This window comes from Phenylobacterium sp., from assembly GCF_016793225.1.
In the GTDB taxonomy this organism is placed as follows: Bacteria; Pseudomonadota; Alphaproteobacteria; order Caulobacterales; family Caulobacteraceae; genus Phenylobacterium.
The window spans coordinates 1-21479 of record NZ_JAEUMN010000154.1 but is presented as its reverse complement, the minus strand read 5'-3'; the positions used below and the strand labels follow the sequence as shown (position 1 = coordinate 21479).

At 70.2% G+C, this 21479-nt stretch carries 20 protein-coding genes and 1 pseudogene; 7 read left to right on the top strand and 14 right to left on the bottom strand.

Annotation, left to right across the window (positions count from 1 at the left end; all coding sequences use genetic code 11):
• Entirely contained in the window at nucleotides 1-1206 is a 1206-nt protein-coding gene (chrA, locus tag JNK30_RS17860) for a chromate efflux transporter (protein WP_293484263.1), read from the bottom strand.
• 218 nt (nucleotides 1207-1424) lie between these two features.
• Here chrA and JNK30_RS17855 point away from each other — a divergent pair, with 218 nt between their 5' ends.
• Nucleotides 1425-2507, top strand: coding sequence for a Zn-dependent alcohol dehydrogenase (locus JNK30_RS17855; RefSeq protein ID WP_293484261.1), 1083 nt, complete (start codon nucleotides 1425-1427; stop codon nucleotides 2505-2507).
• A 24-nt stretch (nucleotides 2508-2531) separates the two neighbouring features.
• Here JNK30_RS17855 and JNK30_RS17850 read toward each other — a convergent pair whose 3' ends face one another.
• The 5 genes from JNK30_RS17850 to ctrA all read right to left on the bottom strand — a co-directional run bounded on the left by JNK30_RS17850 (nucleotide 2532) and on the right by ctrA (nucleotide 8414).
• Nucleotides 2532-3335 carry a methyltransferase gene (locus tag JNK30_RS17850; protein WP_293484260.1) on the bottom strand — a complete coding sequence of 268 codons (804 nt, stop codon included), beginning with the start codon at nucleotides 3333-3335 and terminating at the stop codon, nucleotides 2532-2534.
• 58 nt (nucleotides 3336-3393) lie between these two features.
• On the bottom strand, nucleotides 3394-4728 hold the full coding sequence (locus tag JNK30_RS17845; protein ID WP_293484258.1) for a M23 family metallopeptidase: 1335 nt from the start codon (nucleotides 4726-4728) through the stop codon (nucleotides 3394-3396).
• Nucleotides 4729-4836: 108 nt separating this feature from the next.
• Nucleotides 4837-5196, bottom strand: a complete 360-nt coding sequence (arsC, locus tag JNK30_RS17840; protein ID WP_293484256.1) for an arsenate reductase (glutaredoxin) — start codon at nucleotides 5194-5196, stop codon at nucleotides 4837-4839.
• A gap of 23 nt (nucleotides 5197-5219) precedes the next feature.
• Nucleotides 5220-7610: a M20/M25/M40 family metallo-hydrolase gene (locus JNK30_RS17835; RefSeq protein ID WP_293484254.1), complete on the bottom strand. Its 2391-nt coding sequence runs from the start codon at nucleotides 7608-7610 to the stop codon at nucleotides 5220-5222.
• A 108-nt stretch (nucleotides 7611-7718) separates the two neighbouring features.
• Entirely contained in the window at nucleotides 7719-8414 is a 696-nt protein-coding gene (gene ctrA / locus JNK30_RS17830; RefSeq protein ID WP_293484252.1) for a response regulator transcription factor CtrA, read from the bottom strand.
• A 285-nt stretch (nucleotides 8415-8699) separates the two neighbouring features.
• On the opposite strand from ctrA, the gene JNK30_RS17825 reads away from it, so the two are divergent.
• The 3 genes from JNK30_RS17825 (at nucleotide 8700) to JNK30_RS17815 (ending at nucleotide 10928) form a co-directional block, all read left to right on the top strand.
• Entirely contained in the window at nucleotides 8700-9068 is a 369-nt protein-coding gene (locus JNK30_RS17825) for a hypothetical protein (protein WP_293484251.1), read from the top strand.
• Nucleotides 9069-9182: 114 nt separating this feature from the next.
• Nucleotides 9183-10517 carry a flagellar protein export ATPase FliI gene (gene fliI / locus JNK30_RS17820; RefSeq protein ID WP_293484250.1) on the top strand — a complete coding sequence of 445 codons (1335 nt, stop codon included), beginning with the start codon at nucleotides 9183-9185 and terminating at the stop codon, nucleotides 10515-10517.
• On the top strand, nucleotides 10518-10928 hold the full coding sequence (locus tag JNK30_RS17815; RefSeq protein ID WP_293484248.1) for a flagellar export protein FliJ: 411 nt from the start codon (nucleotides 10518-10520) through the stop codon (nucleotides 10926-10928). It begins immediately after the preceding gene.
• A 59-nt stretch (nucleotides 10929-10987) separates the two neighbouring features.
• Here the strand turns inward: JNK30_RS17815 and JNK30_RS17810 are convergent, their stop codons facing one another.
• The 6 genes from JNK30_RS17810 to JNK30_RS17785 all read right to left on the bottom strand — a co-directional run bounded on the left by JNK30_RS17810 (nucleotide 10988) and on the right by JNK30_RS17785 (nucleotide 14316).
• Nucleotides 10988-11647: a PEPxxWA-CTERM sorting domain-containing protein gene (locus tag JNK30_RS17810; protein WP_293484246.1), complete on the bottom strand. Its 660-nt coding sequence runs from the start codon at nucleotides 11645-11647 to the stop codon at nucleotides 10988-10990.
• A 134-nt stretch (nucleotides 11648-11781) separates the two neighbouring features.
• Nucleotides 11782-12141 (bottom strand): DUF4282 domain-containing protein, encoded by a 360-nt coding sequence (locus JNK30_RS17805; protein WP_293484244.1) that lies wholly within the window; start codon nucleotides 12139-12141, stop codon nucleotides 11782-11784.
• Nucleotides 12142-12226: 85 nt separating this feature from the next.
• Nucleotides 12227-12565 (bottom strand): hypothetical protein, encoded by a 339-nt coding sequence (locus tag JNK30_RS17800; RefSeq protein ID WP_293484242.1) that lies wholly within the window; start codon nucleotides 12563-12565, stop codon nucleotides 12227-12229.
• 1 nt (nucleotide 12566) lies between these two features.
• Nucleotides 12567-13205, bottom strand: a complete 639-nt coding sequence (locus JNK30_RS17795) for an SRPBCC domain-containing protein (RefSeq protein WP_293484240.1) — start codon at nucleotides 13203-13205, stop codon at nucleotides 12567-12569.
• The gene (locus tag JNK30_RS17790) at nucleotides 13202-13831 is read right to left on the bottom strand and encodes a TetR/AcrR family transcriptional regulator (RefSeq protein WP_293484238.1); all 630 of its coding nucleotides are present in this window, start codon (nucleotides 13829-13831) and stop codon (nucleotides 13202-13204) included. The genes JNK30_RS17795 and JNK30_RS17790 overlap by 4 nt, the downstream gene beginning before the upstream one ends.
• Before the next feature lie 197 nt (nucleotides 13832-14028).
• On the bottom strand, nucleotides 14029-14316 hold the full coding sequence (locus JNK30_RS17785) for a hypothetical protein (protein ID WP_293484236.1): 288 nt from the start codon (nucleotides 14314-14316) through the stop codon (nucleotides 14029-14031).
• 353 nt (nucleotides 14317-14669) lie between these two features.
• Between JNK30_RS17785 and JNK30_RS17780 the strand changes: the two genes are divergently transcribed.
• Complete coding sequence (locus tag JNK30_RS17780) at nucleotides 14670-15416, top strand: PEPxxWA-CTERM sorting domain-containing protein (RefSeq protein WP_293484234.1); 747 nt, start codon at nucleotides 14670-14672, stop codon at nucleotides 15414-15416.
• A 9-nt stretch (nucleotides 15417-15425) separates the two neighbouring features.
• On the opposite strand, the gene JNK30_RS17775 is transcribed toward JNK30_RS17780, so the two are convergent.
• Together JNK30_RS17775 and uvrB are read right to left on the bottom strand one after the other, a co-directional pair.
• On the bottom strand, nucleotides 15426-16460 hold the full coding sequence (locus tag JNK30_RS17775) for a hypothetical protein (RefSeq protein WP_293484232.1): 1035 nt from the start codon (nucleotides 16458-16460) through the stop codon (nucleotides 15426-15428).
• Nucleotides 16461-16540: 80 nt separating this feature from the next.
• Entirely contained in the window at nucleotides 16541-18796 is a 2256-nt protein-coding gene (gene uvrB / locus JNK30_RS17770; RefSeq protein WP_293484230.1) for an excinuclease ABC subunit UvrB, read from the bottom strand.
• A 150-nt stretch (nucleotides 18797-18946) separates the two neighbouring features.
• On the opposite strand from uvrB, the pseudogene JNK30_RS17765 reads away from it, so the two are divergent.
• Both JNK30_RS17765 and JNK30_RS17760 read left to right on the top strand, forming a co-directional pair.
• A pseudogene (locus JNK30_RS17765) lies at nucleotides 18947-19948 on the top strand (NAD(P)H-dependent flavin oxidoreductase); the annotation flags it as partial.
• Between the two features lie 28 nt (nucleotides 19949-19976).
• Nucleotides 19977-21071, top strand: a complete 1095-nt coding sequence (locus JNK30_RS17760) for an aromatic ring-hydroxylating dioxygenase subunit alpha (protein ID WP_367118763.1) — start codon at nucleotides 19977-19979, stop codon at nucleotides 21069-21071.
• Nucleotides 21072-21479: the final 408 nt, after the last annotated feature.

The window sequence follows — 21479 nt, the reverse complement described above, 5'->3', positions numbered from 1 at the left end:
CTAGAGGAAGATCCCCGTCGCGACGGCGAAGCCGATCACGACCAGCCAGGGCGGCAGTTTCGCGATCTGCAGGAAGATGAACGCCGCGGCGATGAGCGCCCAGTCCGCCGGCTGTTCCACCGTGGTGATGATGACGGGGTCCCAGAGCGCGGCGGCGAGGATGCCCACGACCGTGGCGCCGACGCCGGCCATCAGCCCGCGCGCCCAGCCCTCGCGCTTGAGGCGGTCCCAGAAGGGCAGAACCCCCGTCACCAGCAGAAGGCTGGGCAGGAAGATCCCGAAGAGCGCGATCAGGCCGCCCACGATCCCGCCGGGGCCGTAGTCCTGCCGGTAGCCGACGAACGCCGCGAAGCTGAACAGCGGTCCGGGCAGCGCCTGCATGACGCCGTAGCCGGCCAGGAAACTCTGCTCGTCCAGCCAGCCGCGGCCGACGACCTCGCGCTCGAGGAGCGGCAGGACGACATGCCCGCCGCCGAAGACCAGGGACCCCGTGCGGTAGAAGACGCTGGCGAGGCCCAGGCCCGTGTTCTGCAGCGCGCTCGCCAGCAGCGGCAGGCCCACCAGGAGCAGCGCGAAGATGGCGAGCGCGATCACCGCGCTCTGGGCGTCGACGGCGCTGGAGGCCTCGTCCGGTGGAAGCTCTCCGGCGGGCGCGTTCCGAAGCAGCAGCGCGCCGAAGGCGCCGCCCGCGACCAGGGTCGCGATCTGCGCGGCCGGTCCCTGGACGAAGAAGAGGCCCAGCCCGGCGCCGATGGCCAGTCCGGCGCGGATCGGGCCTGTGGCGAGGTTGCGGGCCATCTGCACGACCGCCTGCAGCACCACGGCCGCGGCGGCCACCTTCAGGCCGTGGATCCACTCCGTCCCGAACCGCATCGAGATCACGGGCGAGTAGGCGGCGAACAGCATCATGGCCGCCGCGGCGGGGAGGGTGAAACCCGCGAAGGCGGCGAGCGCGCCGGGGAGTCCGGCCTGCCGCAGGCCGATCGCCATGCCCATCTGGCTGGAGGCGGGCCCGGGGAGGAAGTGGCAGAGCGCGATCAGGTCGGCGAAGGCGCCCTCCGACACCCAGCCTCGCCGCTCGACGAATTCGCGACGGAAGTAGCCGATGTGGGCGACCGGCCCGCCGAACGAGATCAGGCCCTGGCGGAGGAACGCCAGGAACACGTCGAGCGCAGTCACGGCCTTCATCGGGGGCGCGGCGTCCATGCCCCTAGAGCCCGTGCCGACCGGGTTGAATCAAGCCCGTCTGGCGGAACGGGCTCGTCGTCCTTCGTCTGGAGCGCATCCTGGTCGCCTGCGGCTGACTCATCCCCGGTGGGATGCGCTCTAGATGGAAGGCGCGCGCCGGCTTGTCGATAGGGGCTTCCCAGCCGCATCTGAACGGCGATAAGGCTTCCTCCAACAACTGTTCGAGGAGGGACGCCATGAAGGCCGCCGTGCTGCGCGAAGTGGGCAAGCCGCTTCAGATCGAAGATGTTCAGATCTCCAAGCCCGGCCCGCGCGAGGTGCTGATCCGCACCGCCGCCGCCGGCGTCTGCCACTCCGACCTCCACTTCGTGGAAGGCAAGTATCCGCACCCGCTCCCGGCCGTGCTGGGCCACGAGAGCGCCGGCATCGTCGAGGCGGTCGGCTCCGAGGTCCGCACGGTGAAGCCGGGCGACCACGTGATCACCTGCCTTTCGGCCTTCTGCGGCCACTGCGATCACTGCGTGACCGGCCACATGGCCCGTTGCGTCAGCCCCGAGACCAAGCGCCGCGAGGACGACGAGCCGCGCCTGTCGGCGCCGAACGGCCCGATGCTGCAGTACCTGAACCTGTCGTCGTTCGCCGAGCAGATGCTGATCCACGAGAACGCCTGCGTGGCGATCCGCAAGGACATGCCGCTCGACCGCGCCGCCCTCATCGGCTGCGGCGTCATGACCGGCGTGGGCGCCGTCATCCACACCTCGAACGTCCGTCCGGGCGACACGGTGGCCGTCATCGGCTGCGGCGGCGTGGGCCTGGCGGCGGTGAACGGCGCGGCGCTCGCGGGCGCGGGCCGCATCATCGCCATCGACATGGCCCCGGGTAAGGAGAACCTGGCCAAGTCCATGGGCGCGACCGACTTCGTCCTCGGCGGTCCCGACGCGGTGAAGACCGTGCTGGAGATGACCCGCGGCGGCGTGCAGCACAGCTTCGAGGCGATCGGCCTCGCCGCCACGGCGGAGCAGGCGTTCAACATGCTGGCCCGCGGCGGCACGGCCAATGTCATCGGCATGATCCCCGTCGGCCAGACCATCAGCCTGATGGGCGCGGCCTTCCTGGGCGAGAAGCGCATCCAGGGCTCGCTGATGGGCTCCAACCGCTTCCCGGTGGACATGCCCCGCCTGGTGGACGCCTACATGGCCGGCAAGCTGCACCTGGACGACATGGTCAGCCGCCGGATCAAGCTCGACCAGGTCAACGAGGCCTTCGAGGAGATGAAGACCGGCGCGGTCGCGCGCTCGGTGATCGTGTTCGACGCCTGACGGCGTCCCGCCGCGCCGTGGTGGTCAGGTCCGCTTGGGCCGCATGACCAGCCACGGCGTCGGCTGCAGCCGCCATTCCCACACCGCCAGCAGCTGGTCGAGGTGGGTCATGGGCCTAAGGAAGGGCGGCATCTCGAACGTCTTCGGCTGCTGATCCACGCGCACGATGTCGTGGGTGGCCGCGAACCGGGCCTGCAGCGTCTCGAGCGCGCCGGCCCGGAACACGTCGTGCGTCTCGACGATGATGCTCATCCCGGCGAGGGCGGGCGAGAGATCGGGCCGCAGGATGTCGAGCTCCGCGCCCTCGGTGTCGACCAGCACCAGCATGCGCCGCCCGGCGAACGCCTCGAACCCATCGGGCTTGAACTCGCCCCCCACCACGACGCGGTCGGCGACTCCGTTGCGCTGGGCCAGCTCGGCGCAGGAGGCCCGCGCCTTCTCGTCGATGTCGTAGGCGTAGACGGTGACGTCGGGCATCATCCGCGCCAGGCCGACGGCGTAGTAGCCCTCGGCGCATCCCACATCGATCACCCCGTCCAGCCCCTCGGCGGCGAGACTCGCAAGGTGGGGATGGAGTTCGGACTCGTACGTCCCGAGCAGGCGCGGCATCAGGGCCCCCTCGGTGGCGCTGTCCACGTATTCCATGCCGACGAAGGGGCCGCTCCAGATCCGGCGCCCCTGAAGGTGGATGTAGGTGTTCGCCAGCATCTGCGAGCGCCAGCGCGAGAGCAGCCGGAGCAGGTCGAAGACGACGCCCTGGCCGGGGTCCGCCGGCCACTTGGCGACCCTCTCGCGCACCAGATTGACGACGACGGCCGTGACGCTCATGCCAACTCTCGGATGCTGCGGCCATCCGGGTTAGGCCGCGCGGGGCGACATCGCAAGGTCAGGGGGTCGCCCCCCGCGTGTCGGCCAGCGTGACGGCCGGGGAAGGTCCCTGGGCCAGCAGGCGCTCGATCCGGGCTTTCTCGGTCCGGAAGCGGGCGAGTTCTCGGCCCGCGAGGACGGTCCCCTGCGGAACCTTGGCGCCGACCGGATTGACCCGCTTGCCCCGCTGCCAGACCTCGTAGTGCAGATGGGGCCCCGTCGACATCCCGGTGGAGCCCACATAGGCCACCACCTGTCCCTGCCGCACGCGGGCGCCCGCGCGGACGCCCTTGGCGTAGCGCGAGATGTGGGCGTAGCCGGTGTCCCAGCCGCCGGCATGGCGGATCTGGAGCCAGTTGCCGTACCCGCCCCAGCGTCCGGCCTTCACCACCGTTCCGTCGCCGGCCGCCAGGATCGGCGTGCCGTGCCCCGCGCCGAAGTCCACGCCCTGGTGGGCCCGCGCATAGCCGAGGATGGGGTGCCGCCGGCGGCCGAAGCTCGAGGTCATGCGGGCGCCGTCGACCGGCGTGCGCAGGAGGAAGCCGCGGACGTTCTTGCCGTGCTCGTCCACGTACTCCACGTCGCCGCCGTCGCGTTCGAAGCGGAAGAACCTGACCCCGCGCAGCTCGGCGTACGCCAGGTCGCCCGTTTCGATGGTGCGGCCGCTCTCGGTCACCCTGCGATCGAACACGAGGCGGAAGTCGTCGCCCGGCTTGATGTCGCGCTGGAAGTCCAGCTTGTGCGCGAACAGCTTCGCCGTCTGGTGGATGATGGCCGGCGTCGCGCCCAGGCGGGCCGCGCTCTCGTAGAGCGACCCGGAGATTTCGCCGTCGGCCACCGTGGTCTCTTGGCTGACCTTCTCCTCCAGCGCGCGCAGCCTGAGGGCGCCGTCGAAGGTGCGCGAAACGGTCACCGCGGTGGCGGGGCCCGTGCGCAGCGACAGCCCGATCAGGCGCGCCGACTGGTCCTCTGACCTGGGCGTGGCGATGGCGGCGTCGAAGGTGAGGCCCGCCTTGATGCGGACGGTGTCCATGGCGCGCCCGAGGGTTTCGACCACCTGCCGCGCCTCGTCCGGCGTCACGCCGGCGCGCAGCACGGCGCGCTCGAGGGTCTCGCCCGGGCGCACGCTGACCTCGACGTTCCGTGGCCGTCCGTAGCCCGGCTGGGCCTCGGCCTGGGTGAAGGCGGCATGCTGCAGGGCGGCCGCCGCCTCGGGCGCGAGCGTGGGGGCGGGCGCAGGGTCCAGGCGGGCGGCGGCCTGCCATCCCACGATCCCCGCGCACAGGGCGACGGCGCCGGCCGCGGCGATGGTGCGGGGTCTCGCTCGAACGCTCTTGAAATCGGATTGCAGCATGGGCGCGTCCGCTGACTCAACTCGGTTCGCGGGCTCCGAAGGCGGCCCGCAAGGCGCCCCCGCGCCCCAGCAGTCGTTGCAGTTCCGACCGGCCGAAGCCGGCGCCCCTCACGGGTCCTGGATGAGGCCGAGCACGAGCTCGGCGGGCCGGCACAGCGCCGCGCCCTTGTCGGTCACCACGATAGGGCGATTCACCAGCACCGGCTCGATGATCATGGCCGCGATGATCGCGTCGTCCGAAACCCCCGGCGCGGTGAGGCCCAGCTCCTCCGCGTTCGTCCCGCGGACGCGCAGGATGTCGTGCGCCCCGGCGCCCATGCGATCCAGGATGTCCTTCAGCTGCTCGCGGGTCCAACCGGCCTTGAGGTACTCGACGACCGTGGGCTCGACCCCCTTCTCGCGGAGCAGGGCGAGCGTGTTGCGGGACGTTCCGCAATTCGGGTTGTGGTAGATCGTGACGTCGTTCATCCGCGCGGGATAGCGCGGCCGGCTCACCAAGTGAAGGCGCGGGCGCCCGTGACGAAGGTGGAGTCGGAATCATCCCAGGGCATGAGATCCGCCGGCCGTGCGGGCAGGGGGATCGCGGCGCGCGGCCACCGGTCGAAGCCTGCGACGTAGTTCACGTCGAGACGTCCTGGCCCCAGGGGCTTCAGCGCAAGCTGGAGCGGCGGGCCGCCGGTGACCCACGCCACGCGCACCCACTGCCCGGCGGGCAGGACCTGCGCCAGGGGCGCGCCGTTGAGGCCGGTCAGCTGCGCCTGGGTCGTCGAGCGCACCCGCAGTTCCAGCGTGCGGGCCTCGGCCGGGAGGGCGACGGACAGCTGCAGCGTGTCGCGCCCGTCCTCTCGGAACAGGCCGATGACGGGCGACGGCTCGGCGATCGGCTTTGCGGGGGCCATGTCGTGCGGCCGGCCCCACCACCACTGCTTCACCCGCTGAGCGGTTCCCCCGTCGGCCTTCAGGACCTGGTCCGTCCAGTAGCGGCCGACGCCGGGCAGGGCGAAGCGCCACGCCCGCCCCGTGTCCTGGTCCATCTGGTAGCCCACATAGGTGATCGCGGGGTAGCGCGGGGTCCACGGGTCGGCCGAGCGGACGATGAGCGTCAGGGCAAGCCCCCCCAGGAGCACCGTGGCGCCGATGATCCGGGCGGGCGAACGGCCCCAGTCGGGCTGGGCGAGGGGCCACAGCACCATCGCGGCGGTGATCATCTGCACCGCGAAGATCGGCATCAGGTCCATGCTCTCGAAGGCGGAATGCGAGAGACCGCCCTGCCAGCCGAGCGCGGCGGCGGCGATGACGGCCAGAAGCACGAGCGAAAGGACGCCGCGCTTGGCGCTGAGCGAGGTCGCCGCAGCGGCGACGGCGGCGACCAGCAGCGGCCAGGCGAGCACGAAGGCGGCCTGCGGCGCGAACGCCTGCAGCACGACGGTCAGGCCGAAGCTGAAGAGGAGGCCGCCGCCCCAGGCGCCCTTCCGGCTGACAGGCCGGCCGAACGTGAACCAGCCGATCGCCGTCGCCACGACGCCGGCCACGACGCCGATCCAGTCGATCTCGCCGGCCAGGGCGCAGGCGCCGAGACCGGCGGCGAGCGGCAGGAACGCCACCCAGCGGCGGGTGCGCGACAGCTCGGCCGCCGTCAGCATCATGAAGCCCAGGGAGGTGAGCATGATGGCCCACTCCCAGCGGTCGACCTGGGCCAGCAGGAACCGCTGCTCGAGGTAGCCGAAGTCCGCGCCCGTGAGGCGCCGGGCGAACTCGAGGATGGCGGCCGTGCCCACGCCCGCGAAGGCGAACGCGCCTGCGCCGCGGGCCAGGTCCGTCGCCGGAAACTCGCCGGAATGACGCGCCCATCGGATCGCGAAGGCCAGCAGCACCGCGACCACGAGCAGGATCACCCAGCCGAACCAGGCCGGATAGGCGATGACGGTGTCACCGAAGAGGTTCGAGTAGACGGGGGACGGGGCAGGCTCCGGCAGCCGGCTCGCAAACGCAAGTTCGCGGGACATCGCGAGCGCCTGGTCGCCCATGTCCTGGAGCGAGCCGCGCGCCAGGTTGCGGGCGGTGGACGTTGGGCTGTGGTAGTCGAACTGCCGACCGATGATGGCGTAGTTCATCCCGGCGATGCCCGCCTTGAGGGTCTCGGTCAGGTCGGTGTCGTTCGGCATCAGCTCGTAGAGCATCACCGACAGCGAGCCGGAGGACGGGCGGCGCGCGGTCTCCTGGAAGACCCGGATCAGCTCGCCGTTGCGCGCGCTGGTCTGGAACATCTGCACGCGGCCCGCCGAGCCGCGCGCCTCCAGGTTGATGACGAAGCCGATGCGGCGGGCGAGCGGATCGCGCTGGAAGAAGTGGTTCGCGCCGAGGAGGCCGGCCTCCTCCCCGTCGGTCATCAGCAGCACGACGTCGCGCGCCGGCACGCCGCGCGCCTGGATGGCTCGGGCGGTCTCCAGCGCCACGGCCACGCCCATCAGGTCGTCGGCGGCCCCGGGGGAGCCCGGCACGCTGTCGTAGTGCGCCATGAGCGCCAGCGCCGGCGCGTTCCGGTCGCGGCCCGGGATGATCCCGACGATGTTCTCCACGTGGCCCGCGACGACGAGATTCCGGGTCCACTTCGAGACCTGGACGCCGACGCCCGGCCGGACTTCCGGCGACAGCCCGTACTTCAGCATCTTGCCGACGATGGCGTCGCGCACGTTGGCGTTGGCGACCGAGCCCGTCGGATGCGGGACGGCGGCCATGAAGTTGACGTCCTGGAACGCGCGTTCGCCCGAGAACTCGAGCGGAGAGATCGAGACCGGCTGCGACTCCGGCAGCTGCTGGTCGAGGTAGGCCAGGTACGACCCGGCGATCAGCGCGAAAAGAAGCGCAAGCAGTCTGCCCATCGTGCGCGCGTCCTCCCGAACCGGTTACCGCGAGGCTAGACTGAGCCGATGCAAACGAAAACGCCCGGCGCAGCGGCCGGGCGTCTCGTCGTTCACGGGGCGGCCCGGTCAGGCGGCGACGGCGCCTTCCTGCGGGTCGCGCAGCACGTAGCCGCGACCCCAGACGGTCTCGATGTGATGCTTTCCGTCGGCGGCGGCCGCCAGCTTCTTGCGCAGCTTGCAGATGAAGACGTCGATGATCTTCAGCTCGGGCTCGTCCATGCCGCCGTAGAGGTGGTTGAGGAACATTTCCTTGGTGAGGGTCGTGCCCTTCCGGAGCGAGAGCAGCTCCAGCATCTGGTATTCCTTGCCGGTCAGATGCACGCGGATGCCGTTCACTTCGACGGTCTTGGCGTCGAGGTTCACCACGATGTCGCCGGTGCGGATGACCGACTGCGCGTGGCCCTTCGAGCGGCGGACCACGGCGTGGATCCGGGCGACCAGCTCGTCCTTGTGGAACGGCTTGGTCATGTAGTCGTCGGCGCCGCCCGAGAAGGTCTTCACCTTGGTCTCGATCTCGGCGGTGCCCGACAGGATCATGATCGGCGTATTGATCTTGCCGACGCGCAGCGTGCGCAGCACGTCCATGCCGCTCATGTCGGGCAGGTTCAGGTCGAGCAGGATCAGGTCGTAGTCGTAGATCTTGCCGAGATCGACGCCTTCCTCACCCAGGTCGGTGGTGTAGACGTTGAACCCTTCCGACTTGAGCATCAGCTCGATGCTCTGCGCGGTCGCGCTGTCGTCCTCGATCAACAAAACGCGCATTGGCCTCTCCTGCCGCGTCCCCGCATTCCCCCACGGACCCAGCGGACCCGCGTATGCCTCGCCCGTTAACCTGCCCCGCCGTCCTTTAAGACCGGTTAATGGTGGTGGCCCCGTCAGCCGAATCGTTAATCTGATTTGAGAATCCGACTCAAGCTGAGCTGCCGAAGGGGCCGTCGGCGCCCCTGTTGAATCTTTTGTGATTGGACGTTCCGGCCGAAGCGGGGGGTGGGAACGGCTTGTCGCGCAAGGGGTTTCCGTTCCCGGAACAACGTCCGGAGACTTCGCATGACCTACACGCACGAGCCTCGGCAGTCCTTCCGCCTGCCCCTGAGCGGCGATCGCATCAGGCGCCTGGCCCCGTTCGCCGGCCCCGCCCTGGCCTTCGCGCGCAGGAACCCGTTCATCCTTATCGGCGCGGCGGTCGTGGGCGTGGCGGGCATGGCGGCCTGGCGGAACCGGGACCGGATCGCGGCCAGGGCCGAGCCGCTCCTCGAGGACGCCCGCCAGAGGGGCCATGCCCTCGTGGAAGATGCGCGGGCGAAGGGTGAGGCGCTGATCGAGCAGGCGAAGGGCGCCGGCGAGGCGGTGGCCGCCCGTACGAAGCGCAGGACCCCCGCCGCCAACGGCCCGACGGTCTCCACCGACATCAACTGAGGCGGCAGGCTGCGACGCCGCGACGCGGGCAGATTCCGCTAAAGCCAAGGCTGTTCTTCACAACCCCTTAAGCGTGTCGGCGCGACCATGCGTCCGAGACCCAGGGGCGTTGTCTTGCAGAGTCTGGTGGCCGCGGTCGAGCGGCTGGATCCACTTACGGTTTCGGGACGCGTCGCGGCCGTGAACGGCCTCCTGATCGAGGCGCGTGGCGGTCTCTCGCGGCTGGCGGTCGGCGCTCGCGCCGAGATCGCGCGCTTCAACCACCGGCCCATCGCCGCCGAGGTCGTCGGCTTCCGCGAGAACCGCGCCCTGCTCATGCCCTTCGGTCCCGTCGAGGGCGTCGCGCCGGGCGCGGAGATCCGCATCCAGCCGCTGGGCTCGGCCGTGCGCCCCTCCAAGGCCTGGCTCGGGCGCATCGTCGACGCGTTCGGCGAGCCCATCGACGGCAAGGGACCGCTGCCGCAGGGACTGGCGGCCTACCCGTTGCGGGCCTCGCCGCCCAGCGCCCACGCGCGGGCCCGGGTCGGCGAGCGCCTGGACCTGGGCGTGCGGGCGATGAACGTGTTCACCACCTGCTGCCGCGGCCAGCGCCTGGGCGTCTTCGCCGGCTCGGGCGTCGGCAAGTCGGTGCTGCTGTCGATGCTGGCCAAGAACGCCGACTGCGACGCGGTCGTCGTCGGGCTGATCGGCGAGCGGGGCCGCGAGGTCCGCGAGTTCATCGAGGAGACGTTGGGCGAGGAGGGACTCCGCCGCGCCGTGGTGGTGGTCGCCACCTCGGACGAGCCGGCGCTGAAACGCCGCCAGGCGGCGTACATGACCATGGCCATCGCCGAATACCTGCGCGACCAGGACATGGAAGTGCTCTGCCTGATGGACTCGGTGACCCGCTTCGCCATGGCGCAGCGGGAGATCGGCCTGGCGGCGGGCGAGCCGCCGACCACCAAGGGCTACACGCCCACGGTCTTCACCGAACTGCCGAAACTGCTGGAGCGCGCCGGGCCCGGCCCGATCCGCCCGGACGGCACCAAGGCCGGCCCGATCACCGGGCTCTTCACCGTGCTGGTGGACGGCGACGACCACAACGAGCCCATCGCCGACGCCGTGCGGGGGATCCTCGACGGCCACATCGTGATGGAGCGCGCCATCGCCGAGCGTGGCCGGTTCCCCGCGATCAACGTGCTGAAGTCGATCAGCCGGACGATGCCGGGCTGCCAGTCGATGGAGGAGCGGGAGGTGGTCCGCCAGGCGCGCGAGGCCCTGTCCGCCTATTCGAACATGGAAGAGCTGATCCGGATCGGCGCGTACCGCGCCGGCGCCGACCCGCTGATCGACCGGGCGATCCAGTTGAACCCGGCGGTCGAGACGTTCCTGTCGCAGCAGCCCGGCGATGCGACCAGCCTGGACGAGAGCTTCTCCCGTCTCGCCGACATCCTGAATGGAGCCGAATAGGTGAGCTGGGCCGATTCCCTCATCAAGCTGTCCAGCTACGAGGCCGAGGTGCTGCAGAAGCGCCTGGCCGAGATCGTGGACCGCCGAATGGCCGTGGAGATGCGGCTGACCCTCCTGGAGGCGGAAGGGGAGGCCGAGGCGATGTTCTCCGCCCAGGAGGCCGCCGCGGGGATCTACCGCGCGGGCTTCTTCGAGGGCCTGAAGATCCGCAAGGCGAAGGTGCAGGCCGAGATCGACGCCATCCTGCTGGAAGAGCAGGGCGCCCGCGACGCCCTCGCCGAGGCTTTCGAGGCCCAGAAGAAGTACGAGCACATCGCCGACAACATCCGCGTGGCGGCGCGCAAGGAAACGGGCCGCCGCGAGGCGGCGGCCCTGGACGAACTCGGGCTGCGGAAGATCGCCGCGCGCTAGAGCCTCACCCGTTCAGACTGAACGGGGTAGCTGCCGGCTCCCGCTTTTCGAAACGCGCCCTAGGCGTGGACGAGCGTGCGGCGGCGCAGGATCGAGCCGGCGGCGCCGAACCCGAGGATCATCATCGCCCAGGTGGACGGCTCGGGAATCCCGCCGTTGAACTGACCGACGGTGAAGTCGACATTGTCGATGCCGACGTTGTAGCCGTTCGGGCCCCAGTTGATCTCGAGCCCGCTGGTGCTGGTCAGGTTGAAGCTGAAGTGGCTGTGGACCTGTCCGTCGATCTGGATCGTGCCGGACGAGTAGAGCGTGCCGCCCCCGATCTCGCGGATGGTGACCTGGGTCGTGCGGCTCGTGTTCGGCCATGCGCCCAGGTCGAAGCCGTTGAGGGTGACGGCGAGGCCGCTCAGCGGCACCAGGAAGATCGAGGGCGAGCCGACGTTGTCGTTGTCCCCGCCCCAGGCGACGTTGGAAAGGTCGCTGTAGCTTGCGGCCCACCACTGCAGGGTCGAGTTGCCGCCGCCGTCGTTCCGGTCGTCGTTGTATTGGACGTCGATGACGTTCGCGACGTCGCCGTAGGTGTCGTCGATCTCGGCGCCGTCGCCGCAGACGGAGCCGCCGTTGCAGATATTGCCGTCGAAGGTCAGAACGTTGGCCTGTGCGGCCGAGGCGAACAGAGCGGCGGTCGCTGCGATCGTCGCGAAACCAAGAGTTTTCATCAGACTCCCCAATCCCATCCGCGCGCGCCGCGCCCGCGCGCAACAACGCGCATCAGAAAGCGCCGCGATGCACCTTGTCGCAACAGCGTTCGCTTGAGAGGTGAATCGAAGTCCCGACCGCAGTCAGGGGGCGATCAGCGGCCCTGCCGCGACCGCTCGGCTTCGACGTCCTGCCGCAGGACGTGCAGGTCCTCGGCGATCTTGAAGATCGTCACGTAGAACTCGCAGAAGGCGCGCCAGAGCAGCACGGCGGTGAAGACGCCGATCATGCCGACGCCCAGGACGCCGACCGCCAACAGGATTCCCCAGCCGCCCTCGCGGATCGCGACGCCGACCGAGGCGCCCAGGACGCCGAAGGCGATGATGCCGATGATGGCCAGGCCCGCCCAGTAGACCAGGTGGAACACCGTTCCGGTCAGCAGGCGCTCGAAGGTCAGGAGGTCCCAGAAGAACTGCCCGCCCGAGCCGTCCGGCCGCTGTAGAGGTCGCCGCATCCGAATTCCGAGACTCAAACGAAGGCGCGTGGCCCAAGGTCCGAACCGCTACCAGCCGGGGCGGCGGCCTGCAACAGAAGCCGCCTCAGGCCAGGAGCTTGCCCACCGCCGCGCCGAGGAGGCCGGCGACCGCCGAGCCCAGCGTCCCCACGACGAGAATCATCGGCGCGGTGTCCTTCAGCGCCACGGAGACGGCGATGCCGAGCAGCGCGCAGACGCCGCCGGCCACGAGGCCGCCCGCCAGGCTCGGCGTCCAGCCCACGGCGGCGAGTTTGGCGAAGACGAGGCCCGCCAGCAGCGAGATCGCCATTCCGCCGAGCGCGAAGACATTGTCCCGGACGAATGCGCTGTAGTGCCCGCCGAGCACCATGGCGAGTTGCAGGATGAGCCCGCCGGATGTGGCGACGATCAGGGTCTGGTTCATCTCAGCGTCCCCCCTGGACCTTGGCTGCGGCGGCCTTCGCCTCGGCCTCGGCTTCCTGCCTCTTCCAGTCGATCGGTCCCTTGGTGAAGCTGTCGCGCAGCTTCACCAGCGTATAGGCGTTGCCCCAGCTGAAGTGCCGGTAGAGCGTGAGGTAGGGCTCCTGCGGTTTGTAGCCGACGGCCGTGAGGGTCACCCGCGTCGCGCCCGGCCCCGCATCCTCGAACTCCATCACGGTGACGATGTCGCCGAATTCCTTGCGGCCCGGCAGGCTGGCGGGCGCCGTGATGTTCTGGATGCCGAAGGCGCGCCCGGGCGTGAACAACACGATCTGGTTGCGGATGTTGTCGGGCTCTCCCAGACGGGCCTTCGTCGAGTAGGCGCTCTCGATGACGCCGCCGAGCCGCGCGTCCACGCTGGCGACCGGCGTCGCCCAGGCCTTGTAGCCTTCCGTCGTCAGCGCCCGTTCCCACACCTTCTCGCGTGGGGCTGGGACGATGATCGCGATCTTCAGCACCTTGGAGCCGTTCGCCTGCACGAACGAGTTGTCGGTCACGTCCGGAAAGTCCTTCACCGACTGCGCCTGCGCCGTCCCCGCCGCGAGCGCGGCCGCCGCGAGGGCGGCGCCCACCACCTGTCTCATCCGTCGTGTCCCCCAGCCGCGTTGTTGCGTCCGGCGGAGGCGGCCTGCTCCAGCCGGTCGAGGTAGTCCCGAAGCCCCGCCACCGAGGCGTCGAAGGCGTCCAGCGTGCGGTGGGTGCGCGACTGCATCACGCCGCCCTCCATGACGTTCAGCACGAGGATCGCGGTCTGGCGGCGGTCCAGGTCGGCCGGGAGCCGCTCGCCTGCCTCGATGAGGCAGCGCTCCACGTGGCCGACCCACTGGTGGAAGTTGACCGAAAGCAGCTCGCGGACCGGCGGATCCGGCTCGTGCAGTTCCAGGGCGATCGAGCCGATCGGGCATCCGTAGAGGCAGTCGCTGATCTCGAGCGCGCGCCGGTAGCTGGCCAGCAGGGCGAAGATGCGCTCGATGGGGTCGTCGACGCCTTCCCAGGCCGGAGCCAGCAGCATGGGCTCGATGCCCTCGCGGTACATGTCGAGCACAGCGACGAGGACGTCCTGCTTTGTGGGGAAGAAGTGGTAGAGGCTGCCGGCGTTCGCACCGGCCTCGCGCAGGATGTCCTGCACGGATGTCGACAGGTAGCCCTTCTCGCCGAAGAGCTTCATGGCGGCGAAGACCAGGCGGTCGCGGGTGGGAAGTTCGTCCATGGGCCTTGGTCGAGCGTTCAACTCAACCAAGCATGGCTTGAATGGACGTTCAAGCGCCGATTTGAGTGACCATTCAACCGGCCGGGGGGGAGCGTGTGTCCCGGACTGGTTAACGCGCCGCGAGGCGGGTCCGATCGTCGGGAATCGCGACGCGCCGACGGCCGACGCGGGGCGTTAAGCCTGTCCGTCGCCCGGCGTCAGGTGCGGGCGACGATGGCCTCGAGCGTCTGAACGCGGCTGTCCAGGTCTTCCACCAGGCGGCGGGCCACGTCGCGCACGCCGGGGGCGTAGGCGTCGCCGCCGTCCGCGATCTCGGCGGCCAGCTGCTCCAGGTCGACCATGGCGGTGGTGAGCGCCTTGACGTGATCCTTGGCCAGTTGCCTGGCTTCGGCCTGCAGGCGACGCACGCGCTCGGCGACGGTCTCGGTCTTCGGGGTGACGACCTTCAGGTCGTTGTCGGCGACCACACTGAGAGACGGTGACATCTTCAAGTACCTCAATTCGATCCCCAAGGTTCCGATGCGGCTGCGGAGCGATTTCGCCCTCAGCCGGAACACCCTGGCCGTATCAACTTACGTCCTGAGACAGCACAGGTTCCCTGTCAGTCGCATGAACGGCGCCAGTTAACTCTGCCGCACCCTGCAAGTGGGGATTCCGGGGCACAGTATGTAGTTAACCCGACGCATAGGTCTGATGCGAAAATGCAGAGCAGGCTGCCGCGGCCCGCGATGCAGGCCGCCGAGGACGTGAAGACCCCCCAATCGGCGATCCCCCAGGGCGCAGGGCGGCGGTAGCCTCCGACGGTCGCCCCCGACGGGCGCAAGACCGGAGCAGCCCCGTGACGATCACCCGAGCCATGACCGCGGCGATGACGCTGGCGATGGCGCTCGTCCCCGCGGCCGCGTTGGCGGCGACGCCCATCAAGGGGTTCGTGAGCTCGCGCGTGTTCGCCAACTACGCCGGCTTCGACGCCATGGACTCGACGGGCGCGCAGTGGCTCTCCGCGCCGACCGCGCTGGGCGTATCGCGGGCCGTCTCGGCCGGGCCGGGGGGCCAGGTCTACGCCTACCATGGCGTGGCCGCCGACTTCGGGGCCAACGCCGGTCAGGTGTCGATCGCGGCGGGATGGGATTTCGACGCGCCGCCCGGTCCGCTCGTCACCGAGGCGGAGGTCGGCGGGTTCCCGGACTGGAGCTACACCTTCCAGGCGCAGGGCGACGGGGTGCTGCGGCTGACCTACGAGTTCGGCGTCACGGGACTGCCGACCGGCTTCGGCGGCTTCAACATCGGCTGGACCGGCGCCGGCGGCGGCGAGAGCCTTCTCCTCTCCCAGTCGAACGGCGTGTTCGAGCGCCAGATCACGGCCGGCGAGGTCTATCTCGTGACGATCTCCACCGTGGCCGACGTGTTCGGGACCGGCTTCGACTACACCGCCGTCATGAACGGCGAGTTCGGCTACAGCATCACGGAGCAGATCGGCGGCGGCGGTGGCGGCGTGCCCGAGCCAGGGGCCTGGGCGCTCATGATCCTGGGCTTCGGCGCCGCCGGCGCGGCGCTTCGGCGGCGCCGGCCCGCGGCGGCCTGACCGCCGGCGTCACCGCGCGCCGGGCGCCGCGCCCGCGGCCTTCGCCGCCTCGGCCTCTGCCGCCCGCGCGCCGCGCAGGATCCCCGGAAGCGCGTAGTTCCCCTCGTGGCAGGCGTATTCGTAGACCGCGCCCTTGGCGGGGCTGAATTCGTACTCGCCGCCCCAGGGCTCGGCCCAGACCGCGGGGTCCTCGACGCGGAAGGCGTAGTGCAGCCGCTGGTCGCCCACGCGCGTGAAGCGCTCGGTGACCTTCATGTCGCTGGTGCCGCCGAACATGTTCTGGTGCGGGTGGTAGTTGGTGGTCTCCACCACCAGCGTCTCGCCCTCCCAGCGGCCGATGCTGTCGCCGTACCAGACCTTGTTGGGACCGTGGCGGCCGTTCAGGCGGACCACGCGGGCGTCGTGGATCATCTCGACCACGATGACCACGGCGTCCGTGCCCTGCACGATCTGGTAGTTCGAGTTGTAGAACGACGGCAGCATCACGGGCCCCGCGTGGTAGCCGAACGAAGTGATGCAGCGTTCGCCCAGCGTCTGGTTCTCCGGGTTGTCGCCGGCCACGCCGTAGACCCCGCGCACCGGCGGCCCCGCGCCGGGCCGGGGCGGCAGGCGCTTCGGCATGCGGCCGTCGGCGGGGAAGGTGATCAGCGAGGTGCGCGGCTCCCCGTTCACCCGCATCACGGTGTCGCCGTGGTCGGTCCAGAAGGCGTTGTAGCCGCAGTCGTGGGTGGCGCCGCCCGACAGCGTGTTGCCGGCGTAGCAGGGCTCCTTCTCGAAGTCGGCGTCGGTCCGGGTGGGCTCGAGGCTCTTGGCGATGACCTGCGCACGGCGGCCCTCCGCGGCGTCGACCTCGGCGGCCGTCATCGCGCGGCGCTCCCCGAGGGTCCGCGGCCGCTCCAGCGGCGTGAGGGTGGCGTTCGTCCAGGTCCCCTCGAGACTGGGCTGGTTCCCGACGGCGCGCGGCGCGCGATAGCCCTGCGCCGAGGCGGCGGCGGGCAGCGCCAGCGCCGCGGCCGCGATCAGGACAATCGGTCTGAACGGCATGGCGGCATCCTCCGGACGCAGGGTCTGGAGGCGAGTGTGGAACCCGGACCTACGGGAAGTCCAGCGGGTGGGGGAGGGCCCTACGGCCCCTTCCGCCGCCGGCCGCGCATCTTGCGGTATTCCTCGGCCTTTTCGGCGCGGGCTTCCGAGCGGAGCTGCTTCACCGTCTCGCGGCTGTCGCCGGCCTCGCCGCCGGAGGACAGGGCGTCGGCGGCGAATTCCAGGTCGAGCAGCTTCAGGCGCTTGATCTCGTCGCGCAGGCGGGCGGCCTCCTCGAACTCCAGGTTGGCGGCGGCCTCGCGCATCCGGGATTCGAGGTCCTTCAGCGTGGTCTTGAAGTTGTCGCCCAGGAACGGGGTCGCGCCCTCGGCCACGCCGGCCTTCACCGTGACGTGGTCCCGCTCGTAGGGGCTGGCCAGGATGTCCTTGATCTGGCTGCGCACGCTCTCGGGCGTGATGCCGTGCTCGATGTTGTACTGCTGCTGCTTCTCGCGGCGGCGCTGGGTCTCGGCCATCGCCCGCTCCATCGAGCCGGTGACGGTGTCGGCGTAGAGGATCACGCGGCCGTCCACGTTCCGGGCGGCGCGGCCGATGGTCTGGATCAGCGAGGTCTCCGAGCGCAGGAAGCCCTCCTTGTCGGCGTCGAGGATCGCCACCAGGCCGCACTCGGGGATGTCGAGGCCTTCCCGCAGCAGGTTGATGCCCACCAGCACGTCGAAGGCGCCCAGGCGCAGGTCGCGGATGATCTCGATCCGCTCCAGGGTGTCGACGTCGGAGTGCATGTAGCGCACGCGCAGGCCCTGCTCGTGCATGTACTCGGTCAGGTCCTCGGCCATCTTCTTGGTGAGGACCGTGATCAGCGCCCGGTAGCCCTGCTTCGTCACCTGCCGGACCTGGTCGATGACGTCGTCCACCTGGCTGAAGCCGTCCTTCGAGACGGGCTTCACCTCCACGGGCGGGTCGATGAGGCCGGTGGGGCGGATCACCTGCTCGGCGAAGACGCCGCCCGAGCGCTCCATCTCCCAGGGGCCGGGCGTCGCGGAGACGAACACCGAGTCCGGGCGCATGGCGTCCCACTCCTCGAACTTGAGCGGGCGGTTGTCGATGCAGGAGGGGAGGCGGAAGCCGTACTCGGCCAGCGTGAACTTCCGGCGGTAGTCGCCGCGGTACATGCCGCCGATCTGCGGCACCGTCTGGTGGCTTTCGTCCACGAACAGCAGCGCGTTGTCGGGGATGTACTCGAAGAAGGTGGGCGGCGGCTCGCCCGGCCGGCGGCCGGTGAGGTAGCGGCTGTAGTTCTCGATGCCGGCGCAGGAGCCGGTGGCCTCGATCATCTCGATGTCGAAGGTGGTGCGCTGCTCCAGCCGCTGGGCCTCCAGCAGCTTGCCGTTGGCCACCAGCCAGTCGAGGCGTTCCTTCAGCTCGGCCTTGATCTGGTTGATCGCCTGCCGGAGCGTCGGCCGGGGCGTCACGTAGTGGCTGTTGGCGTAGACGCGCACGCCGGCCAGTTCCGAGGTCTTCTTGCCGGTGAGCGGGTCGAACTCGGTGATGGACTCCAGCTCGTCGCCGAACAGGCTGAGCCGCCAGGCGCGATCCTCGTAGTGGGCCGGGAAGATCTCGATGGTGTCGCCGCGCCGGCGGAAGCTGCCGCGCTCGAAGGCCTGGTCGTTGCGCTTGTACTGCAGCGCCACGAGGTCGCCCATCAGCCGCTTCTCGTCGATGCGGTCGCCGGGCTTCAGGTCGAAGGTCATGGCCGAGTAGGTCTCGACCGAGCCGATGCCGTAGATGCAGCTGACCGAGGCCACGACGATGACGTCGTCGCGCTCCAGGATCGCCCGGGTGGCCGAGTGGCGCATCCGGTCGATCTGCTCGTTAATCGAGCTGTCCTTCTCGATGTAGGTGTCGGTCCGCGGGACGTAGGCCTCGGGCTGGTAGTAGTCGTAGTAGCTGACGAAGAACTCGACCGCGTTCTCGGGGAAGAAGCTCCTGAACTCGCTGTAGAGCTGCGCGGCGAGCGTCTTGTTCGGCGCGAGGATCAGCGCCGGGCGCTGCGTCTCCTCGATGATCTTGGCCATGGTGAAGGTCTTGCCCGAGCCGGTGACGCCCAGCAGCACCTGGTCCCGTTCGCCGTTCCCGAGGCCGCCCGCCAGCTCGGCGATCGCCTGGGGCTGGTCGCCCGCGGGGGCGTAGTCGCTCACCAGCTTGAACTTCCGCCCGCCCTCGCTCTTCTCCGGGCGCACCGGGCGGTGCGGCTTCCAGAGCATGGGCATGGTGTTCTCGTCGTAGTCGAACGCTCCGGACATGTCGGAGACGCCCGGACTTGCGGGGCTGGGCATGAGGTCCAAGTTAGGCGCTCCGGCGGCGGACCGCCACAGACTGCGACACCGCTGCTGCCAGCGGCGTGTCAGCAGCAGGGATGACGCAGCGGCTTCTTGCGGCGGCGGCGCGGGCAGGCCAATACGACGTAAAGCCATGAGCCGGAGGACGTCGCCATGAAGACCCGCATCACCGAACTGTTCGGCATCGAGCACCCGATCATCCAGGGCGGCATGCACATGGTGGGCTACGCCGAGATGGCGGCGGCGGTGTCCAACGCCGGCGGGCTCGGCATCATCACCGGCCTGACCCAGGGCACGCCCGAGAACCTCGCCAAGGAAATCGCCCGCTGCCGGGAGATGACCGACAAGCCGTTCGGCGTGAACCTCACCTTCCTGCCGGCCGTGACGCCGCCGGACTATCCGGGCTTCGTCGAGGCGATCATCAAGAGCGGCGTGAAGGCCGTGGAGACCGCCGGCAACAACCCGCAGAAGTGGATGCCGGCGCTGAAGGAGGCCGGGATCAAGGTGATCCACAAGTGCACCTCGGTCCGCCACTCGCTGAAGGCCGAGGCGATCGGCTGCGACGCGGTCAGCGTCGACGGCTTCGAGTGCGGCGGCCACCCGGGCGAGGACGACGTCGGCAACTGGGTGCTGCTGCCCCGCGCCGCCGAGGAGCTGAAGATCCCGTTCGTCGCCTCGGGCGGCTGCGCGACCGGCAGCCAGCTGGTGGCCGCGCTGGCGCTGGGCGCCGAGGGCATCAACATGGGCACCCGCTTCATGGCCACGAAGGAAGCGCCGATCCACCAGAACGTGAAGGACGCCCTGGTGAAGGCCACCGAGCTCGACACCCGCCTGATCATGCGCCCGCTGCGCAACACCGAACGCGTGCTGAACAACGCCGGCGTGGAGCGCCTGCTCGAGAAGGAGCGGACCCTGGGCGACAAGATCACCTTCGCCGACATCGCCCCCGAGGTGGCCGGCGTCTATCCGGCGATCATGAAGGACGGGAACATGGACGCCGGCGGCTGGAGCTGCGGCATGGTCGCGGGCCTGATCCACGACGTGCCGACCGTGAAGGAGCTGGTCGACCGCATCATGAGCGAGGCCGAGGAGATCATCGCGGTCCGCCTCGCGCGGTTCGCCGGCCGCCAGCCCGCGGCCGTCGGCTGAATCCGGGCGCCGGGCGGGAGGCTTTCGCGTGACCATCGAGAGCCTGCCCGCCTGGATGTACACCGACCCCGCGTTCTTCGAGCGCGAGCGCCGGACGGTGTTCCGCACCGCCTGGCAGGTGGTCTGCCACCTGAACGACATCCCCGAGGCCGGCGACTACCAGGCCTTCGACATCCTGGGCGAGCGCGTGCTGACGGTGCGCGGCGACGACGGGCAGGTGCGCTCGTTCCACAACGTCTGCCGCCACCGGGCCTCGCGGCTGGCCGACGGCAGCCACGGCAACTGCGGGCGCCGCCTCGTCTGCCCCTACCACGCCTGGAGCTACCGGCTGGACGGCCGCCTCGCGAACGTGCCGGCGTGGCAGGGCTTCGACGGCCTCGACCCGGCCGAGCACGGCCTGAAGCCGCTGGACCAGGAGATCTACCTGGGTTTCGTCTTCGTGCGCTTCGCGCCGGGGCTGCCCAGCGTGGCCGAGATGATGGCGCCCTACACCGACGAACTGGCGCCGCACTGCCCGCCCGACCTGCTGCCCCAGGGCCGGGTCACGCTGCGGCCGCGCCCGGTCAACTGGAAGAACGTCGGCGACAACTACTCCGACAGCCTGCACATCCCGGTGGCGCACCCGGGGCTCACCCGGCTGTTCGGAGCGAGCTACGGCATCGAGGCCCGGCCCTGGGTCGACAAGATGTGGGGCGACATCGTCGAGACGCCGTCCCCGAACTGGGTCGAGCGGGGCTACCAGGCGCTGCTGCCGCACTTCGGCCACCTGGAGGGCCGGGACCAGCGGCGCTGGAACTACTACAAGCTGTGGCCGAACATGGCCTTCGACGTCTACCCGGACCAGATCGACTTCATGCAGTGGATCCCGGTCTCGCCGACGCAGACGGTCATCCGCGAGATCGCCTACGTCCGGCCCGACGCGCGGCGGGAGGTGCGGGCTGCCCGCTACCTCAACTGGCGCATCAACCGGCAGGTGAACGCCGAGGACACGGTCCTGATCCGCCGCGTCCAGGAGGGCATGGAAAGCTCGGGCTACGACACCGGTCCGCTGGCGGAGTCCGAGGTGTGCCTCATCAGCTTCGCCGAGAAGCTCACCGCGATGACGGGGGCGTCCAGGCCGTAGGCCTGGCGGGGCCTTGGGGAGGATGCTCCCCCTCTGGGGGAGCTCGCGAAGCGAGAGGGGGTCTTGGGGCGAAGGCCTTGCCGGCTGCCCCCTCCCCGCCGGCGCGCTGCGCCGCCGGACCTCCCCCAAGGGGGGAGGATCTTGGGGGTGACGATGCTTCCCCTCGGGGGGAGCTCGCGGAGCGAGAGGGGGCTGGGGGGCGAAGGCCCTGCCGGCCGCCCCCTCCCCGCCGGCGCGATGCGCCGCCGGACCGCCCCCAAGGGGGGGTGGATTTTGGGGGGGCGGGTGCTCCCCCTGTGGGGGAGCTCGCGGAGCGAGAGGGGGAGCGGCGGGACTTGCACAGGTCAGGCGTGCAGCCGCCATCACCCCACGCCGTCATCCCGCGGCTTGTCCGCGGGATCCATGCCG

Excerpts from the sequence above, each read along its gene's own strand:
- chrA (WP_293484263.1), bottom strand. The coding sequence starts at position 1,206 with ATGGACGCCGCGCCCCCGATGAAGGCCGTGACTGCGCTCGACGTGTTC.
- JNK30_RS17855 (WP_293484261.1), top strand. The coding sequence starts at position 1,425 with ATGAAGGCCGCCGTGCTGCGCGAAGTGGGCAAGCCGCTTCAGATCGAA.
- JNK30_RS17850 (WP_293484260.1), bottom strand. The coding sequence starts at position 3,335 with ATGAGCGTCACGGCCGTCGTCGTCAATCTGGTGCGCGAGAGGGTCGCC.
- JNK30_RS17845 (WP_293484258.1), bottom strand. The coding sequence starts at position 4,728 with ATGCTGCAATCCGATTTCAAGAGCGTTCGAGCGAGACCCCGCACCATC.
- arsC (WP_293484256.1), bottom strand. The coding sequence starts at position 5,196 with ATGAACGACGTCACGATCTACCACAACCCGAATTGCGGAACGTCCCGC.
- JNK30_RS17835 (WP_293484254.1), bottom strand. The coding sequence starts at position 7,610 with ATGGGCAGACTGCTTGCGCTTCTTTTCGCGCTGATCGCCGGGTCGTAC.
- ctrA (WP_293484252.1), bottom strand. The coding sequence starts at position 8,414 with ATGCGCGTTTTGTTGATCGAGGACGACAGCGCGACCGCGCAGAGCATC.
- JNK30_RS17825 (WP_293484251.1), top strand. The coding sequence starts at position 8,700 with ATGACCTACACGCACGAGCCTCGGCAGTCCTTCCGCCTGCCCCTGAGC.
- JNK30_RS17810 (WP_293484246.1), bottom strand. The coding sequence starts at position 11,647 with ATGAAAACTCTTGGTTTCGCGACGATCGCAGCGACCGCCGCTCTGTTC.
- JNK30_RS17805 (WP_293484244.1), bottom strand. The coding sequence starts at position 12,141 with ATGCGGCGACCTCTACAGCGGCCGGACGGCTCGGGCGGGCAGTTCTTC.
- JNK30_RS17800 (WP_293484242.1), bottom strand. The coding sequence starts at position 12,565 with ATGAACCAGACCCTGATCGTCGCCACATCCGGCGGGCTCATCCTGCAA.
- JNK30_RS17795 (WP_293484240.1), bottom strand. The coding sequence starts at position 13,205 with ATGAGACAGGTGGTGGGCGCCGCCCTCGCGGCGGCCGCGCTCGCGGCG.
- JNK30_RS17790 (WP_293484238.1), bottom strand. The coding sequence starts at position 13,831 with ATGGACGAACTTCCCACCCGCGACCGCCTGGTCTTCGCCGCCATGAAG.
- JNK30_RS17785 (WP_293484236.1), bottom strand. The coding sequence starts at position 14,316 with ATGTCACCGTCTCTCAGTGTGGTCGCCGACAACGACCTGAAGGTCGTC.
- JNK30_RS17775 (WP_293484232.1), bottom strand. The coding sequence starts at position 16,460 with ATGCCGTTCAGACCGATTGTCCTGATCGCGGCCGCGGCGCTGGCGCTG.
- uvrB (WP_293484230.1), bottom strand. The coding sequence starts at position 18,796 with ATGCCCAGCCCCGCAAGTCCGGGCGTCTCCGACATGTCCGGAGCGTTC.